Here is a 15,292-nt window from a genome sequence, read left to right on the forward strand (position 1 = left end):
ATCCACTCCACGCCCCGCCCTCCGGTCGCGTTCTCCACAGATCCATCGGACGATCCTCCTGCAGCAGCCCCGCTGCAGGAGGATCGTCGTATGTCCACGGCACCTCCCACGCGCTCCCCCGGCCGAACCCAGACCAGCTCGACGAGCGGGGTGCATTCCGGGCGCCTGGCGGTCTATCTGCAGCCGCCCGAGCTCTCGGTCGCCGAGTTCGCCGCCGCCCGCCTGGACGGCGAGGTCTTCGCCTTCGAAGACGGCTACTGCAGTGTCGACGAACCCGACACGGTCCGCTTGCGCGCCGCGGTCCTGACACGGTTGTCGGGTCTGGACGGCGCGACCATCGCCGAGACGAGTGCCGCCTGGCTCCACGGCGCAGCCCTGGTCGCACCCCGCATCCACACGGGGTTCGTGACGCCGGACCGTCGGAGTCGGCGAGTGGCACGGGTGCAGCTCCGTCAGGTGTCCTTGCGGCCAGGCGACAGTGAGCCGTGCGGCCCGCTGCGGGTCACGACGCCCACCCGCACGGTTGCCGACCTGGCGCGGCGGACCGGTGCGGACGCCGAGCCGGCGTTGGCCACGATCCGCAACTACTTCCTACTCGGCCTGACCAGCCCCGAGGAGGTCGTCGCCTGGGTCCGCTCGGTCCCGCGGGTCCTCGGTGGCTCGCGGATCCTCCGGGTCGTGTCGGGCGCCACCGAGGTCATGCTCCCCGGTCTCGAACCGACCGCCGGGGAACTCGCCTCGTGGTCGCTCCCGCTCAGCCGCCGTTGACGCGGTAGACGTCGTAGACGGTGTCGATGCGCCGGACGGCGTTGAGGACGCGATCGAGGTGGGTGGTGTCGCCCATCTCGAACACGAAACGACTGATCGCCAGACGATCGCTCGAGGTGTTGACCGTCGCGGAGAGGATGTTGACGTGGTACTCGGACAGCACCCGGGTCACATCCGAGAGCAGGCCGGCGCGGTCCAAGGCCTCGACCTGGATCTGCACGAGGAACACGCTCTTCGACGACGGCGCCCACTCGACGTCGATCATGCGCTCCGGCTCCTGCAGGAGGCTCTGCACGTTGTGGCAATCGCCCCGATGGACGGAGACGCCGGACCCTCGGGTGACGAACCCGACGATCTCATCCCCCGGCACCGGCGTACAGCACTTGGCGAGTTTGACGAGGATGTCGGGGGCACCCAGCACCAGGACACCGGAGTCGCTGTTCTGCAGCCGCTCGCGTCGGCTCCCACGGACCGGCACGGTGTATTCCGCGTGCTCGCTGTCTGCATCCTTCTGCAGCAGCGCGACGACCTTCTCGAGCACCGACTGCGTCGAGACGTGGCCCTCGCCGACGGCGGCGTAGAGCGCGGTGACGTCCTCGTAGCGCAACTGCGCCGCGACCTCCGCGAAGGAGTCCTGGTTCATCAGCTTCTGCAGGGGCAGGTTCTGCTTCCGCATGGCACGCGCGATGGCGTCGCGGCCCTGTTCGATCGCCTCGTCCCGGCGTTCCTTGGTGAACCACTGACGGATCTTGTTGCGCGCCCTGGGGCTCTTGACGAAGTTCAGCCAGTCCTGGCTCGGACCGGAGTCGGGGTTCTTCGAGGTGAACACCTCGACGACGTCACCGGTGTTCAACGAGCTCTCGAGCGGCACGAGTCGACCGTTCACCCGGGCACCCATCGTGCGGTGGCCGACCTCCGTGTGGACCGCGTACGCGAAGTCGACCGGCGTGGCGCCGGCGGGGAGCCCGACGACTCGACCCTTCGGGGTGAAGACGTAGACCTCTTTCGCGCCGATCTCGAAGCGCAGCGAGTCGAGGAACTCCCCCGGGTCGGCGGTCTCGGCCTGCCAGTCCGAGATGTGCGCGAGCCAGGCCATCGAGTTGTCGGGTTCAGCGGAGGTCGCGGTCTTCCCGCTGTTCATCCGCTCCTTGTACTTCCAATGCGCTGCGACACCGAACTCGGCACGCTGGTGCATCTCGTTCGTCCGGATCTGGATCTCCACCGGCTTGCCGCCGGGACCGACGACGGTCGTGTGCAGCGACTGGTACAGGTTGAACTTCGGCGTCGCGATGTAGTCCTTGAACCGACCGGGGACGGGCGTCCACCGCGCGTGGATCGAGCCGAGGACCGCGTAACAGTCGCGCAGCGAGTTGACGAGCACCCTGATGCCGACGAGGTCGTAGATGTCGTCGAACTCGCGGCCGCGGACCACCATCTTCTGGTAGATCGAGTAGTACTGCTTGGGACGGCCGGCCACCTTGCCACGGATCTTCTGCGCCTTGAGGTCTTCGTTCACGGCGTCGATGACGTGCTGCACGTACTCCTCGCGCTGCGGCGTCCGCTGCTTCACGAGGGACTCGATCTCGGCGTACAGCTTGGGGTACAGCACGGCGAACGAGAGGTCCTCGAGCTCCCACTTGATCGCCTGGATACCGAGCCGGTGGGCGAGCGGCGCATAGATCTCGAGCGTCTCGGTGGCCTTCTTCGCCGCCTTCTCCGCGGGGACGAAACCCCAGGTGCGGGCATTGTGCAGACGGTCCGCGAGCTTGATGATCAGGACCCGGATGTCCTTCGACATCGCGACGATCATCTTCCGGACCGTCTCAGCCTGCGCGCTGTCGCCGTACTTGACCTTGTCGAGCTTCGTCACTCCGTCGACGAGCATCGCGACCTCGTCGCCGAAGTCCGCGTGCAACTGGTCGAGCGAGTACTCGGTGTCTTCGACCGTGTCGTGCAGCAGTGCGGCGACGATGGTCTTCGGGCCGATACCGAGGTCTGCGAGGATCTGCGACACGGCGACCGGGTGGGTGATGTAGGGCTCACCGCTCTGGCGTTTCTGACCCGAGTGGGCCCGCTCCGCCACCGTGTACGCGCGCTCGATGAGCGCGAGGTCCGCCTTCGGGTGGTGCTGGCGCACCGTCCGCATGAGCGTGTCGACTGCTCCTGCAGGCTGCGCCTTCGAGAAGATCCGAGGGACGAGACGGCGCAGGGAGGCCGTCGAGGATGTCGTGGTGTCCGCCATCTCAGGCCTCCCTGCGTCCGTGCACGCGGTTGTTCGTCGCTGTCAGGTCAACGCGCCAGCGGCGCGTCGGCTTCCGTCTGTTCGCCGTCGGCGGCTTCCGATCCCTGGGCCCGCTCGCGCGCCTGCAGCACGCGCTTGTCGTGCTTGGCGATGCGGGGCTCGTTGTGTCGGAAGTTCGCGTAGAGCGGCGCCGCGACGAAGATCGTCGAGTACGTGCCGACGAGGATGCCGACGAGCAGGGCGAGGGAGATGTCGCGGAGGGTGTCCGCTCCGAGCACGAACGCACCGAAGAAGAGGATCGCGGCGACCGGGAGAGCAGCGACGACGCCCGTGTTGATCGAGCGGACGAGGGTCTGGTTCACCGCGAGGTTCACGGACTCCCCGAACGTCCGCGCGGCACCATCGGCGTCGAGCGTCGTGTTCTCGCGGATCTTGTCGAACACCACCACGGTGTCGTAGAGCGAGAAGCCGAGGATGGTGAGGAAGCCGATCATGGCCGCCGGGGTGATCTCCCACCCGGTCGCCGCGTACACGCCCGCCGTGATCACGAGGTCGTGCATGAGGGACAGCAGGGCGGCGGCCGACATCTTCCAGGTGCGGAAGTACAGCGCCATGAGGATCGCTGCGAGCACCAGGAACACGATCAGGCCGACGATCGCCTGCTTGGAGACGTCCTGACCCCAGGACGGCCCGATGAACGAGCTGGTGATGTCGGACTGCTCGACCCCGTAGGCGTCGGCCAGTGCTGCCGCCACCTGCTGGGTCACCTTGTCGTTCTCGAGCTGGTCGGTCTGGACGCGGACGGCGTCTCCACCCACGACGGTCACGTGGGTCGTCGCGCCGGAGACGACGGAGGAGACCGCGTCTTCGGCGAGGGTCTGGTCCGTGCTCTCGACGTCGGCGATCTGGAACTGCGAACCACCGCGGAACTCGATGCCGAAGTTGAAGCCGCCCTTGACGACGGGGATCAGGATGGAGGCGACGACCGCGATGATGGCGATCGTGTACCAGATCTTGCGCTTACCGACGAAGTCGTAGGAGCGCTTGCCCGTGTAGAGCTCGTTTCCGAACCGTGCGAACGCACCCATCAGGAGTCCTTCCCATCGGTCGGCAGATCGTCTGATCTGGTCTCTGCACCGCCGCCCACGAGGGCGGCCTGCTTCCGCTCCGCGATCGTCTGCCGCTTCGCCGCCTCACGGCTGCTGGAGGAGGCCTTGACGCCGGGGACGCCCGTCGGCTTGCGGAACTCGGCACGGCCGCGGTAGATCGCCCCGAGCGCGGACGGGTCGAGGCCCGTGAACGGCTTGCCGCTGTTGAACAGCTTCGTCTGCCCGAGGAGCTGCATCATCGGGTGCGTGAAGAGCAGCACGACGATGACGTCGATGATGGTCGTCACGCCGAGGGTCAACGCGAACCCACGGACGTTGCCGATGGCGAGGACGTAGAGCACGACGGCCGATAGGAGGTTGACGCCCTTCGCCGCATAGATGGTGCGCTTCGCACGCTTCCATCCGGCCTCGACGGCGGACTCCAGCCCGCGTCCGTCGCGAAGCTCGTCCTTGATGCGCTCGAAGTAGACGATGAACGAGTCGGCCGTGAACCCGATGGCCACGATCAACCCCGCTATGCCGGCGAGCGACAGTCGGAAGCCCTGTCGCCAGGACATCAGCAGGATCACGATGTACGTCAGGACCGCGGCGGCGACGAGCGAGGCGATCGTGACGGTACCCAGCAACCGGTATTGGAACAGGGTGTAGATCACGACGAGGATGAGTCCGATGAGCCCGGCGATCAATCCGCTCTCGAGCTGCGTGGACCCGAGGGTCGCCGAGATGGTGTCCTGGCTCTGGACCACGAAGCTGATGGGCAACGCGCCGAACTTGAGCTGGTCGGCGAGGGTCTTCGCGGACTCCTCGGTGAACGACCCGCTGATCTCCGGCTTGCCGTCGGAGATGACCGCGAGGGACTGCGGTGCGGAGATGACGTTGCCGTCGAGCACGATCGCGAACTGGTTCTGTGGGCTCTGCAGCGCGGTGAGTCGACCGGTGACGTCGGCGAAGAGCTTCGTGCCCTGCTCGTTGAAGACGGGGTAGACGGCCCACTCGCCGGTGCTGGCACCGTTCTGCGTGGTCTTGATGCCGGCGCTCGCGTCCGAGAGGTCCTGACCGGACACCTCGACGGGACCGAGGACGTACTTGAACGTGCCGTCGACGTCGCAGGTGACGAGCGGTTCCGCTGCCGGCGCTGCCGTGGCGTCGAGCGAATCGGCCTCGGCGGCGCAGTCATACGCCTGGAACTGTGCGTACAGCGCCGGCGTGACCTGGGAGAGGTCGCTCGCGTCGGTGGGCGCGGCCGTCGGGGTGCTCTGGAGACCGGGGTCGGGTGTGGGGTACGGCGTCGACGCGCCGTCCTCACCGATGAAGGTGTTCGACGGCTGACCGGGGGTCAGCTGCTGCGACGTCAGGACCGGACGGAACTCGAGCTTCGCCGAGGACTGGATGCGCTGCAGCGTCGCCTCGTCGGGCGTGCCGGGGATGGCGACGACGACGTTCTGGCCCTGCGTGGTGATCTCGGCTTCGGAGACACCGGACGCGTCCACACGCTGCCGGATGATGGCCACCGCCTGGTTGAGCTGCTCGTTCGAGACCGTCTGGCCGGACTCGAGCTTCGGCGCCAGGATGATCTGCGTGCCACCCTCGAGGTCCAGGGCCAGCTTGGGCGCCCAGGAACTGTTCCCCCAGAGGACTCCGGCCGCGTTGATCGCGAACAAACCGATGAGGATTACGCCAAGCCACGTGAGCGAACGCCACGCCTTCTTGACCGGAGTCGACTTTGCCAAACTCGGAACTCAGCTTTCTCTGCGAGCAGACGCACGACGGCGCCTGCCCGGGAAGGGATTGGGACTAGTCGTCGCTCTTCTGGGGCTTCGAGGAGTCCTCGACGCGCTGACCGTACTCGGCCTTGGTCTCGATGCCTGCGGCGTCGTCCGGGATCGACTCGACGACGGGAGCGTCCTCGACGGTCTCGGAGACGGCCGGGGGCACGACGGCACCGGCGTAGCGCGGGTCGATCGTGACGATGACCCCGGGAGCGATCTCGACGTCGGCCTTCCGGGCGTCGCGGTCCATGGAGATGAGCGTGCCGTACACGCCGAAGCCGGTGAGCACCTCTGCACCCGGGAGGAGCTTCTGCTCCGTCTCCGCGGCCTGCTTCTTCCGCTTGTTGTTGCTCACCATCATGAACACGATCATGACGCCGGCGAGGCCGAACAGGACGAGGGTCATTGCATCCACGATGGGAACCTTCCAGAGGAGATTGAGGGCGGGAGACGTTGGGAACGCACCGCCAAAGGGAAATTATAGGCCATCGAGGGTGGCGCCGGGCTGGGAAGGTGTTCTGCCAAAGTGGCGCCAGGCCGACGGCGTCGCCACACGGCCCCGCGGTGTCCGCGTGATGAGGCCGATCCGGACGAGGAACGGCTCCACGACGGACTCGATCGTCTCGGGTTCCTCACCCACGGAGACCGCCAGGGTGCTGAGGCCGACCGGGCCCCCGGCGAAACGATCCAACATGCCCTCCATCACCGAGCGGTCGAGACGGTCGAGGCCGAGGGCGTCGACGTCGTAGAGCTCGAGGGCTGCCCGGACCGTGTCGAGGTCGGCACGGCCGCCATGCACGAGCGCGTAGTCGCGGACCCGACGCAACAGCCGGTTCGCTATCCGAGGGGTTCCCCGACACCGACCGGCGATCTCTTCGACCGCGCGGGCATCGATGTCGAGACCGAGCATGTCCGCCGTCCGGTGGAGCACCTGCTGGAGTTCCGGCTCGTCGTAGAACTCGAGGTGCGCGGTGAACCCGAAGCGGTCACGCAGCGGGTTCGGCAGGAGTCCGGACCTCGTGGTGGCGCCGACGAGCGTGAACGGAGCGAGCTCCAGCGGGATGCTCGTCGCACCGGCACCCTTGCCGACCATGATGTCGATGCGGAAGTCCTCCATCGCGAGGTAGAGCATCTCCTCCGCCGGCCGGGCCATGCGGTGGATCTCGTCGATGAACAGGACCTCGCCCGGCGTCAGGGAGGACAGGACGGCGGCAAGGTCTCCGGCGTGCTGGATCGCCGGGCCGCTCGTCAGTCGGAGCGGCTTGCCCGTCTCGTGCGCGACGATCATGGCGAGCGTCGTCTTGCCGAGACCGGGCGGACCCGCGAGGAGGATGTGGTCCGGCGTGCGGTTCTGCATCCCGGCGGCGGTGATGAGCAGCTGCAGTTGCCCGCGGGCCTTGGACTGCCCGACGAACTCGGAGAGCGATCGCGGACGCAGTGCGCCTTCGAACGCCAGTTCCGCGTCGGACTCGGATGCCGGGTTGGTGAGGTCTTCGGGGGTGTCCGTCACGAGGTGCGGCCTCCGGCATGCGCCGGACCGAGTCTCCCGAGGGCCAGACGGATGAGGGACGGGACCGCGGAGAGATCGGCGGCGCTCGCCTCGGCAGAGGCCTCGACGACCGCCTGGGTCGCGGTCTTCTCAGGCCACCCCAGGCCGATGAGGGCCGTCACGACCTGATCGGCGACCGCGGCGGCGTTGACCGTGGTGGCCGGAGCCTCCGGGGCCGTGCGGGTGACGCGCAGCTTGCCGGCGAGCGAGAGGGTGATGAGTTTGGCGGTCTTCGGGCCGATGCCGGAGACCTTCCGGAACGGCGCGTCGTCATCGGCGGCGATGGCGGTCGCGATCTGCTCCGGAGTGAGGGCCTCGAGCACACCGAGCGCCGACTTCGGGCCGACGCCGGTGACGCTGACGAGGAGTTCGAAGACCGACAACTCCTCGGCGGACCGGAAGCCGAACAGGGACAGCGAGTCCTCGCGGACGATGAGGGTGGTGGAGAGCAGGGCCTCGGAGCCGACGCGCAACGACAGCGCGTGCGCCGGGGTCACCTGGACCGCGAAGCCGACCCCGCCGACCTCGACCACCACGAGGTTGCCGACCGCGCTCAGAACGGTGCCACGGAGGGAGGAGATCATGCTTCCAGCCTAGGGCTCTGGGCGGCGCGGGCTCGGACCGCCGCCTCGCGTGGACCCCCGCCCCGCTCCGCAGCAGCCCAGGCGAGCTGCGCCGGGGTGAGCGCGGCGCTCCCCCGCGGTGATGCACCGGCCGGCGTCGCGGCGGTCGATACGACCGGTCTCCAGGCGTGGCAGATGGCGAGTGCCAGGGCGTCGGCGGCGTCGGCCGGTTTGGGCAGCTCGTCGAGACCCAGGATCCGCGCGACCATCGTCTGCACCTGGAGTTTGTCGGCGCGTCCGTACCCGGTCACGGCGGCTTTGACCTCGCTCGGGGTGTGCAGTCCGACGGGAATCCCGTTCGCGGCCGCAGCGTGCAGCGCCAGGCCGCTCGCCTGGGCCGTGCCCATGACGGTCCGGACGTTGTGCTGCGCGAACACCCGTTCGACGGCCATGGCGGTCGGCGACGTGCGTTCGATCGCCTCGGCGATGCCCTGAGCGATCAGCAGCAGCCGTTGTTCGAGAGGCGCGTGCGCGTCGGTGCGGATGGCGCCGTACTCCACCATCGTGGCCTTCCGTCCCGGCATGACGTCCACGACGCCCACCCCGCATCGGGTCAGGCCGGGATCGATGCCGAGGACACGCAGAGTCATGCTCCGACCCTAAGCGAGCCTCGGGCGGGTATCGGCTCCTCGAGACGGAGTGTCGTACATCCGTTCGAACGCGGGCGCCCGGCCGGGACAGGTGCTACTCGTCGTCGGACTCCAACTCGGCCTGCACCTCGGGGGTCAGGTCGAAGTTGCTGTAGATGTTCTGGACGTCGTCGTTGTCCTCGAGCGCATCGATCAGCTTGAAGACCTTCCGGGCGGTGTCGGCGTCGATCTCGACCTTGAGGCTCGGGACGAAGGCGACATCGGCCGAGTCGTAGTCGATGCCCGCCTCCTGCAACGCCGTGCGGGTCGCGACCATGTCGCTCGGCTCGGTGACGACCTCGAAGGTCTCGGCCTCGGCGTTGACCTCCTCGGCACCGGCGTCGAGCACCGCGGCGAGGACGTCGTCCTCGGTGGTGCCCTCGGCCTGGACGACGATGAGTCCCTTGCGCTGGAAGTTGTAGGCGACGGAGCCCGGGTCGGCCATGGTGCCGCCGTTGCGGGACATCAGTGTCCGGACGTCGGCTGCGGCTCGGTTCTTGTTGTCGGTGAGGCACTCGACGAGGAGGGCGACGCCGTTCGGACCGTACCCCTCGTACATGATCGTGGTGTAATCGATGACCTCGCCGGTGAGGCCGGCGCCACGCTTGACGGCGCGGTCGATGTTGTCGTTCGGGACCGAGGTCTTCTTCGCCTTCTGGATGGCGTCCTGCAGCGTCGGGTTGCCCGCGAGGTCTGCACCGCCCATCTTGGCGGCGACCTCGATGTTCTTGATGAGCTTGGCGAAGGACTTCGCGCGACGGCCGTCGATGACCGCCTTCTTGTGCTTGGTCGTGGCCCACTTGGAGTGTCCGGACATGTGCTCCCTAACTGCGTGAAAAGAACCTGACCAGTCTAGGCCAGCGGCCCGGAACTCGCGATCACGGTGCGCGTCGCGGCGGTGCCGCACCCGAGCCTCAAACGGCCGAACGGACCGTGTCGAGGAAGTAGGCGTGGAAGCGGGTGTCCCCGGTCACCTCCGGGTGGAAGGAGGTGCCGAGCAGTCGCCCCTGCTGGACGGCGACCATCCGGCCGTCCGGTAACGAGGCGAGTGGCGTCACGCCGGGACCCGCCTCCTCCACGACCGGCGCGCGGATGAAGACCGCGTGCACCGGGGGTTCGCCGAGGACCGGGATGCGCAGCTCCGTCTCGAAGGAGTCGAGCTGCGAGCCGAAGGCGTTGCGGCGGACGGACACGTCGAGTCCGCCGAGACCGTGCTGCCCGGCGATGCCGTCGAGGATGCGATCCGCCAGCAGGATCAGGCCGGCGCAGGTGCCGTACACCGGCAGTCCCTCGGCGATCGCCTGGCGCAACGGGTCGACGAGGTCGAAGGCACGCGCGAGCTTCTCCATGACGCTCGATTCGCCACCGGGGAGGACGAGTCCGTCGACATCCGAGAGCTCGGACGGACGCCTGACCAGCCTGACGTCCGCTCCGAGGTGTTCGAGCACCGCCGCGTGCTCGCGGAAGTCCCCTTGGAGCGCGAGGACGCCCACCCGTGGTCGCGTCGTCATCGCTCGACCTGGGGCGTGGCGTCGCGCAGCGCCGGGAGGCCGCTACCAGCCACGCTCGGAGAGCCGGTGCGGGGCCGCGAGGTCGGCGACGTTGATACCGACCATCGCCTCGCCGAGTCCGCGCGAGACCTCGGCGATGACGGCGGGATCATCGAAGAACGTCGTCGCCTTGACGACCGCCGCCGCGCGCTGGGCGGGGTTGCCGGACTTGAAGATGCCCGAGCCGACGAAGACACCGTCTGCCCCGAGCTGCATCATCATCGCTGCGTCGGCAGGCGTCGCGACGCCGCCGGCGGTGAACAGCACCACGGGCAGCTTGCCGGTCTCGGCGATCTCGACGACGAGGTCGTAGGGAGCCTGCAGCTCCTTGGCGGCGACGTAGAGCTCGTCCTTCGACATCGACGACAGGCTCGCGATCTCCGAGCGGATCTTCCGGATGTGCTTCGTCGCCTCGGAGACGTCGCCCGTGCCCGCCTCCCCCTTCGAACGGATCATCGCAGCGCCCTCGGTGATCCGCCGCAGCGCCTCGCCCAGGTTGGTCGCGCCGCAGACGAACGGGACGTCGAAGTTCCACTTGTCGATGTGGTTGACGTAGTCGGCCGGACTCAGCACCTCGGACTCGTCGATGTAGTCGACGTCGAGCGCCTGCAGCACCTGCGCCTCGACGAAGTGACCGATACGGGCCTTGGCCATCACCGGGATGGACACCTCGGCGATGATGGACTCGATGAGGCCGGGGTCGCTCATCCGAGCAACGCCACCCTGCGAGCGGATGTCGGCGGGAACGCGCTCGAGGGCCATCACGGCGACGGCCCCGGCGTCCTCGGCGATGCGGGCCTGCTCGGCGGTGACGACGTCCATGATGACGCCGCCCTTGAGCATCTCGGCGAGGCCTCGCTTCACGCGGTTCGAGCCGTGCTGTCCAGTGGTCGTGCTGCTGTCGGTCATGGTGGTGAGCGTAGCCCCGAGTGGCCTGGCGATGCTCCGTCCAACGGCCGGAAATTGGACTTGGGCGTCTCGACCCGGATCGGCCCCGGCGGATCAGTCGGAGGTCGGCCAGGCCTCCGCGATGGATCGGCGCACGTCGCCGAGGAGCTGCGGGAGCGCCTTGGTCTGGGCGATGATCGGGAAGAAGTTCGCGTCCGTCGCCCAGCGCGGGACGATGTGCTGGTGGAGGTGGGCGGCGATCCCGGCGCCGGCGACCGCACCCTGGTTCATGCCCAGGTTGAAGCCGTCGTTGTTCGACACCGATCGGAGGACCCGCATCGCCGTCTGCGTCAGACTGCCGATCTCGGCGACCTCGGCAGGCGTCGCGTCGTCGTACATCGCGACGTGGCGGTACGGGCAGACGAGCAGGTGCCCGGAGTTGTACGGGAACAGGTTGAGGAGCACGAAGGCGTGTTCTCCGCGGTGCACGATGAGCGCGGACTCGTCGTCGAGGGTCGGTGCGATGCAGAACGGGCAGCCGTCGTCGGACGGTTGACCCTGCTTGATATACACCATCCGGTGGGGCGTCCACAGACGCTGGAACGCGTCCGGGACGCCCACCAGGTGGGAGGTGTCGATCGACTCGAACGACTCCGGATCCGTGCCCGAGGTCATGCGGGCAGATCCGATGCGGTGTTCACCTGCAGCTTCGCGGCGATGGCGGCTCGGATCCGACGTACCGCGTCGGCGACGGGCACACCGTTCTCCTGGGTGCCGTCGCGGAAGCGGAAGCTCACCGCGCCATTGGCCTGGTCCTCCTCGCCCACAATCAGCTGCACCGGGGTCTTGGCCTTGGTGTGGTTGCGGATCTTCTTCTGCATCCGGTCGTCGGAGGCGTCGAGTTCGGCGCGGACGCCGGACGAGCGCAACTCGGCGACGACCCCGCCGAGGAACTCCTCGTACTGCTCGGACACGGGGATGCCGACGACCTGGACGGGGGCGAGCCACACGGGGAACGCTCCGGCGTAGTGCTCGAGGAGGATCGCGAAGAAGCGCTCGATCGAGCCGAGCAGTGCCCGGTGGATCATCGCCGGGCGCTTCCGCGTGCCGTCTGCCGCCGTGTATTCGAGTTCGAAGAGCTCGGGCAGGTTGAAGTCGAGCTGCACGGTGGACAGCTGCCAGGTCCGGCCGATCGCGTCGCGGGCCTGCACGGAGATCTTCGGGCCGTAGAACGCGGCGCCGGCCGGATCGAGCACGAGCTCGAGACCGGATTCGATCGCGACCTCCCGAAGGGTCTCCGTCGCTTCGTCCCAGACCTCGTCGGTGCCGACGTACTTGTCGGGGTCCTTCGTCGAGAGCTCGAGGTAGAAGTCGTCGAGGCCGTACCCGCGGAGGGTCTCCAGGACGAACTGCAGCTGACGCCCGACCTCCTCCTTGACCTGGTCGTCGGTCACGTAGATGTGGGCGTCGTCCTGCGTGAGCCCACGGACGCGGGTCAGGCCGGAGAGCGTCCCGCTCTTCTCGTACCGGTAGACCGTGCCGAACTCGGCGAGCCGGAGCGGGAGCTCACGGTAACTGCGGCCGCGTGCACGGTAGATCAGGTTGTGCATCGGGCAGTTCATGGGCTTCAGGTAGTAGTCCTGTCCCTGGCGGGTGACGTGACCGTCGGCGTCGACCTCCTGGTCGAGGTGCATCGCCGGGAACATGCCGTCCTTGTACCAGGCGAGGTGCTGGCTGACCTCGAAGAGGTGCCCCTTGGTGATGTGCGGGGTGTTGACCAGCTCGTAGCCGGATGCGAGCAGACGCTCGCGCATGTAGTTCTCGATCTCGTTGCGGATGATGCCGCCCTTGGGGTGGAACACCGCGAGACCGGAGCCGATCTCCTCCGGGAAGCTGAAGAGGTCGAGTTCGGCACCGAGCTTGCGGTGGTCGCGCTTGGCCGCCTCCTCGATCCGGGTCTGGTAGGCGCGGAGCTCGTCCTTCGTCGCCCAGGCCGTGCCGTAGATGCGCTGCAGCTGCGGGTTCTTCTCGCTCCCCCGCCAGTAGGCGGCGGCGAGGCGGGTCAGAGCCCAGCCGTTGCCGATCATGCGGGTGTTCGGGAGGTGCGGCCCGCGGCAGAGGTCCTTCCAGACCGTCTCCCCCGTCTTCGGGTCGACGTTGTCGTAGATGGTGAGCTCGGCGCCGCCGACCTCGACGTTCTCGTCGTCGGCCGCCGATCCGCCCTTGAGGCCGATCAGCTCGAGCTTGTAGGGCTCCCCGGCGAGTTCCGTCCGCGCCTCGTCCTCGGTCACGACGCGGCGCACGAACCGCTGGCCCTGACGGATGATGCGCTCCATCGTCTTCTGCAGCACCTTGAGCGCCTCAGGCGTGAAGGGCGCGGCGACGTCGAAGTCGTAGTAGAAGCCGTCGGTGACGGGCGGTCCGATGCCGAGGTTGGCATGTGGGTCGATCTGCTGCACGGCCTGTGCGAGCACGTGTGCGGCCGAGTGGCGCAGGATGCCGAGACCGTCCGGCGAATCGAGGTGGACCGGTTCGACGGTGTCCGTCTCCGTCACGGTGGCCGCGAGGTCCTTCAGTTCGCCGTTGACGCGCATGGCGACCACGGATCGGTCGGTGAACAGTGCGAACCCGTCACTCACGGATGATCTCTCTTTCTCAGGTGAAACCTTGGCCGTGCAAGCCTATCGTCGTCCGCGACGACGGGACGCTGCGGCCATGGTTCACGCTCGGCCGCATCGCTAGAGTGAAGGCCTACGACGTGACGGGGGTGGCGCTGATGACGGCTGGGCACAGGACCGGGGCCGCTACCGCGCTCTTCGCCGCGCTCCCCGCGGTCGCACTCGTGCACATCGTCGCCCTCGCCGCCGGCCAGGAGTGGCTGTCGCTCCTCACCAAACCGTTCATCATGCTCGTCCTCGCATTGGCGCTCGTCTGGTCGATCCGACGACTGACGGCCGCTGCGGTCACCGCGCTCGTCGCGATCCTCTGCAGCTGGGCGGGCGACATCGCGCTCATGGTTCCGGGGCAACTCGCGTTCGGTGTGGGGATCCTGTTCTTCATGCTCGCGCAGGCCGGCTACGTCGTCCTCTTCGTGCGGCATCTGCGGACCAGGAAGCGTCCGCCCGCCTGGGCGCTCGTGTACCTGGTGTGGCTCGTCGCCGGCATCGCACTGCTCAGCCAGCAGGACATGGGGGCGCTGTATCCGGCGGTCGTCCTCTACGCCGTCGTGATCGGGGCCATGGCGGCGGCGTCGACGATGACGACGCCGACGATCGCCGTCGGCGGTGCGCTGTTCCTGGTCTCCGACTCGCTGATCGGGCTCGACCGCTTCGTCCCCGCCGTGACGGTCTGGGCGGCGGACGAGATCATCATGGCCACCTACGCTGCGGGCCAGGGCCTCATCGTGTGGGGTGTCGCGGAGATCCTGCGCCGCCGCGAACGGTCGGTCGTCTCCGTCTGAGCGGACACCCGACCCGTGCGTCGGGGGTTCAACGACGAAGGGCCCGAGCTGATAGCTCGGGCCCTTCGTGTTCCTGTGGGCGATACTGGGATCGAACCAGTGACCTCTTCCGTGTCAGGGAAGCGCGCTACCGCTGCGCCAATCGCCCAGGTGAGTGGTGTTGTACCGAGGTGGCGACGGGATTCGAACCCGTGTGGACGGCTTTGCAGGCCGCTGCCTAGCCTCTCGGCCACGCCACCACGTGTGACTGAACACACTGTCGAGCGGGACGTTCACACGATCCTGCTGACACTCGAGCGGATGACGAGATTCGAACTCGCGACCCTCACCTTGGCAAGGTGATGCGCTACCACTGCGCCACATCCGCATTCACACCCGTTTCCGGGTGCTTGGAAACTCTAGCCGATCTTCGAGCCCCCTGGTGACACGTCTGCCTCGGCGAGTCACCAGGATCCTTGATGTTCCGGGGAAAAACGCGGGTGAAAATCGATGTTTCCGGGCGCGTCGCGGTGGGGTGCGGGTCTCCGCCGTCGGGCGTGGTGGGAAACGACGACGGCCCCGGACGTGTTCGTCCGGGGCCGTCGTGATACTGGTGGGCGATACTGGGATCGAACCAGTGACCTCTTCCGTGTCAGGGAAGCGCGCTACCGCTGCGCCAATCGCCCGGGTGGCGTGTGTGGACACGACGCCGGGATGTTGCTGATG

The 15,292-nt window shown here is 67.8% G+C and carries 14 protein-coding genes and 4 tRNA genes; 2 read left to right on the top strand and 16 right to left on the bottom strand.

Going from position 1 to position 15,292, the window contains the following annotated elements; all coding sequences use genetic code 11:
- Positions 1–90: 90 nt before the first annotated feature.
- Positions 91–768, top strand: a complete 678-nt coding sequence (locus ASF68_RS01370; RefSeq protein ID WP_157580138.1) for a hypothetical protein — start codon at positions 91–93, stop codon at positions 766–768.
- On the opposite strand, the gene ASF68_RS01375 is transcribed toward ASF68_RS01370, so the two are convergent.
- The 12 genes from ASF68_RS01375 to thrS form a co-directional block, all read right to left on the bottom strand.
- The gene (locus ASF68_RS01375) at positions 755–3,010 is read right to left on the bottom strand and encodes a bifunctional (p)ppGpp synthetase/guanosine-3',5'-bis(diphosphate) 3'-pyrophosphohydrolase (RefSeq protein ID WP_056005819.1); all 2,256 of its coding nucleotides are present in this window, start codon (positions 3,008–3,010) and stop codon (positions 755–757) included. The two genes, ASF68_RS01370 and ASF68_RS01375, sit on opposite strands and share 14 nt — an antisense overlap.
- Before the next feature lie 47 nt (positions 3,011–3,057).
- Positions 3,058–4,098 (bottom strand): protein translocase subunit SecF, encoded by a 1,041-nt coding sequence (secF, locus tag ASF68_RS01380; protein WP_056005822.1) that lies wholly within the window; start codon positions 4,096–4,098, stop codon positions 3,058–3,060.
- On the bottom strand, positions 4,098–5,849 hold the full coding sequence (gene secD, locus ASF68_RS01385) for a protein translocase subunit SecD (protein ID WP_056005825.1): 1,752 nt from the start codon (positions 5,847–5,849) through the stop codon (positions 4,098–4,100). Before secD ends, secF begins: the two co-directional genes overlap by 1 nt.
- A gap of 64 nt (positions 5,850–5,913) precedes the next feature.
- Positions 5,914–6,294: a preprotein translocase subunit YajC gene (gene yajC / locus ASF68_RS01390; RefSeq protein WP_056005827.1), complete on the bottom strand. Its 381-nt coding sequence runs from the start codon at positions 6,292–6,294 to the stop codon at positions 5,914–5,916.
- A gap of 72 nt (positions 6,295–6,366) precedes the next feature.
- Positions 6,367–7,398, bottom strand: a complete 1,032-nt coding sequence (ruvB, locus tag ASF68_RS01395) for a Holliday junction branch migration DNA helicase RuvB (RefSeq protein WP_056005830.1) — start codon at positions 7,396–7,398, stop codon at positions 6,367–6,369.
- The gene (ruvA, locus tag ASF68_RS01400; protein WP_056005833.1) at positions 7,395–8,021 is read right to left on the bottom strand and encodes a Holliday junction branch migration protein RuvA; all 627 of its coding nucleotides are present in this window, start codon (positions 8,019–8,021) and stop codon (positions 7,395–7,397) included. The genes ruvB and ruvA overlap by 4 nt, the downstream gene beginning before the upstream one ends.
- Positions 8,018–8,650 (bottom strand): crossover junction endodeoxyribonuclease RuvC, encoded by a 633-nt coding sequence (gene ruvC / locus ASF68_RS01405; RefSeq protein WP_056005837.1) that lies wholly within the window; start codon positions 8,648–8,650, stop codon positions 8,018–8,020. Before ruvC ends, ruvA begins: the two co-directional genes overlap by 4 nt.
- 94 nt (positions 8,651–8,744) lie before the next feature.
- Positions 8,745–9,506 (bottom strand): YebC/PmpR family DNA-binding transcriptional regulator, encoded by a 762-nt coding sequence (locus tag ASF68_RS01410; RefSeq protein WP_056005840.1) that lies wholly within the window; start codon positions 9,504–9,506, stop codon positions 8,745–8,747.
- 97 nt (positions 9,507–9,603) lie between these two features.
- Entirely contained in the window at positions 9,604–10,200 is a 597-nt protein-coding gene (gene pdxT, locus ASF68_RS01415) for a pyridoxal 5'-phosphate synthase glutaminase subunit PdxT (protein WP_056005843.1), read from the bottom strand.
- A 42-nt stretch (positions 10,201–10,242) separates the two neighbouring features.
- On the bottom strand, positions 10,243–11,148 hold the full coding sequence (gene pdxS, locus ASF68_RS01420) for a pyridoxal 5'-phosphate synthase lyase subunit PdxS (protein ID WP_056005846.1): 906 nt from the start codon (positions 11,146–11,148) through the stop codon (positions 10,243–10,245).
- Positions 11,149–11,241: 93 nt separating this feature from the next.
- Complete coding sequence (locus tag ASF68_RS01425) at positions 11,242–11,802, bottom strand: HIT domain-containing protein (RefSeq protein WP_056005849.1); 561 nt, start codon at positions 11,800–11,802, stop codon at positions 11,242–11,244.
- Positions 11,799–13,766 (bottom strand): threonine--tRNA ligase, encoded by a 1,968-nt coding sequence (gene thrS / locus ASF68_RS01430; RefSeq protein ID WP_082498430.1) that lies wholly within the window; start codon positions 13,764–13,766, stop codon positions 11,799–11,801. The genes ASF68_RS01425 and thrS overlap by 4 nt, the downstream gene beginning before the upstream one ends.
- A 137-nt stretch (positions 13,767–13,903) precedes the next feature.
- On the opposite strand from thrS, the gene ASF68_RS01435 reads away from it, so the two are divergent.
- Complete coding sequence (locus ASF68_RS01435) at positions 13,904–14,587, top strand: lysoplasmalogenase (RefSeq protein ID WP_162239328.1); 684 nt, start codon at positions 13,904–13,906, stop codon at positions 14,585–14,587.
- 76 nt (positions 14,588–14,663) lie between these two features.
- Here the strand turns inward: ASF68_RS01435 and ASF68_RS01440 are convergent.
- The 4 genes from ASF68_RS01440 to ASF68_RS01455 form a co-directional block, all read right to left on the bottom strand.
- Positions 14,664–14,735: transfer RNA gene (locus ASF68_RS01440), tRNA-Val, on the bottom strand.
- A gap of 20 nt (positions 14,736–14,755) precedes the next feature.
- Positions 14,756–14,826, bottom strand: a tRNA-Cys gene (locus tag ASF68_RS01445).
- Positions 14,827–14,882: 56 nt separating this feature from the next.
- Positions 14,883–14,954, bottom strand: a tRNA-Gly gene (locus tag ASF68_RS01450).
- 223 nt (positions 14,955–15,177) lie between these two features.
- Positions 15,178–15,252: transfer RNA gene (locus tag ASF68_RS01455), tRNA-Val, on the bottom strand.
- Positions 15,253–15,292: the final 40 nt, after the last annotated feature.

Origin of the sequence: Plantibacter sp. Leaf314, from assembly GCF_001423185.1 — a bacterium.
Classification (GTDB): domain Bacteria; phylum Actinomycetota; class Actinomycetes; order Actinomycetales; family Microbacteriaceae; genus Plantibacter.

Excerpts from the sequence above, each read along its gene's own strand:
- ruvA (WP_056005833.1), bottom strand. The coding sequence starts at position 8,021 with ATGATCTCCTCCCTCCGTGGCACCGTTCTGAGCGCGGTCGGCAACCTC.
- ASF68_RS01425 (WP_056005849.1), bottom strand. The coding sequence starts at position 11,802 with ATGACCTCGGGCACGGATCCGGAGTCGTTCGAGTCGATCGACACCTCC.
- secF (WP_056005822.1), bottom strand. The coding sequence starts at position 4,098 with ATGGGTGCGTTCGCACGGTTCGGAAACGAGCTCTACACGGGCAAGCGC.
- ASF68_RS01375 (WP_056005819.1), bottom strand. The coding sequence starts at position 3,010 with ATGGCGGACACCACGACATCCTCGACGGCCTCCCTGCGCCGTCTCGTC.
- yajC (WP_056005827.1), bottom strand. The coding sequence starts at position 6,294 with ATGACCCTCGTCCTGTTCGGCCTCGCCGGCGTCATGATCGTGTTCATG.
- pdxT (WP_056005843.1), bottom strand. The coding sequence starts at position 10,200 with ATGACGACGCGACCACGGGTGGGCGTCCTCGCGCTCCAAGGGGACTTC.
- ASF68_RS01370 (WP_157580138.1), top strand. The coding sequence starts at position 91 with ATGTCCACGGCACCTCCCACGCGCTCCCCCGGCCGAACCCAGACCAGC.
- ruvC (WP_056005837.1), bottom strand. The coding sequence starts at position 8,650 with ATGACTCTGCGTGTCCTCGGCATCGATCCCGGCCTGACCCGATGCGGG.
- ASF68_RS01435 (WP_162239328.1), top strand. The coding sequence starts at position 13,904 with ATGACGGCTGGGCACAGGACCGGGGCCGCTACCGCGCTCTTCGCCGCG.
- pdxS (WP_056005846.1), bottom strand. The coding sequence starts at position 11,148 with ATGACCGACAGCAGCACGACCACTGGACAGCACGGCTCGAACCGCGTG.
- ASF68_RS01410 (WP_056005840.1), bottom strand. The coding sequence starts at position 9,506 with ATGTCCGGACACTCCAAGTGGGCCACGACCAAGCACAAGAAGGCGGTC.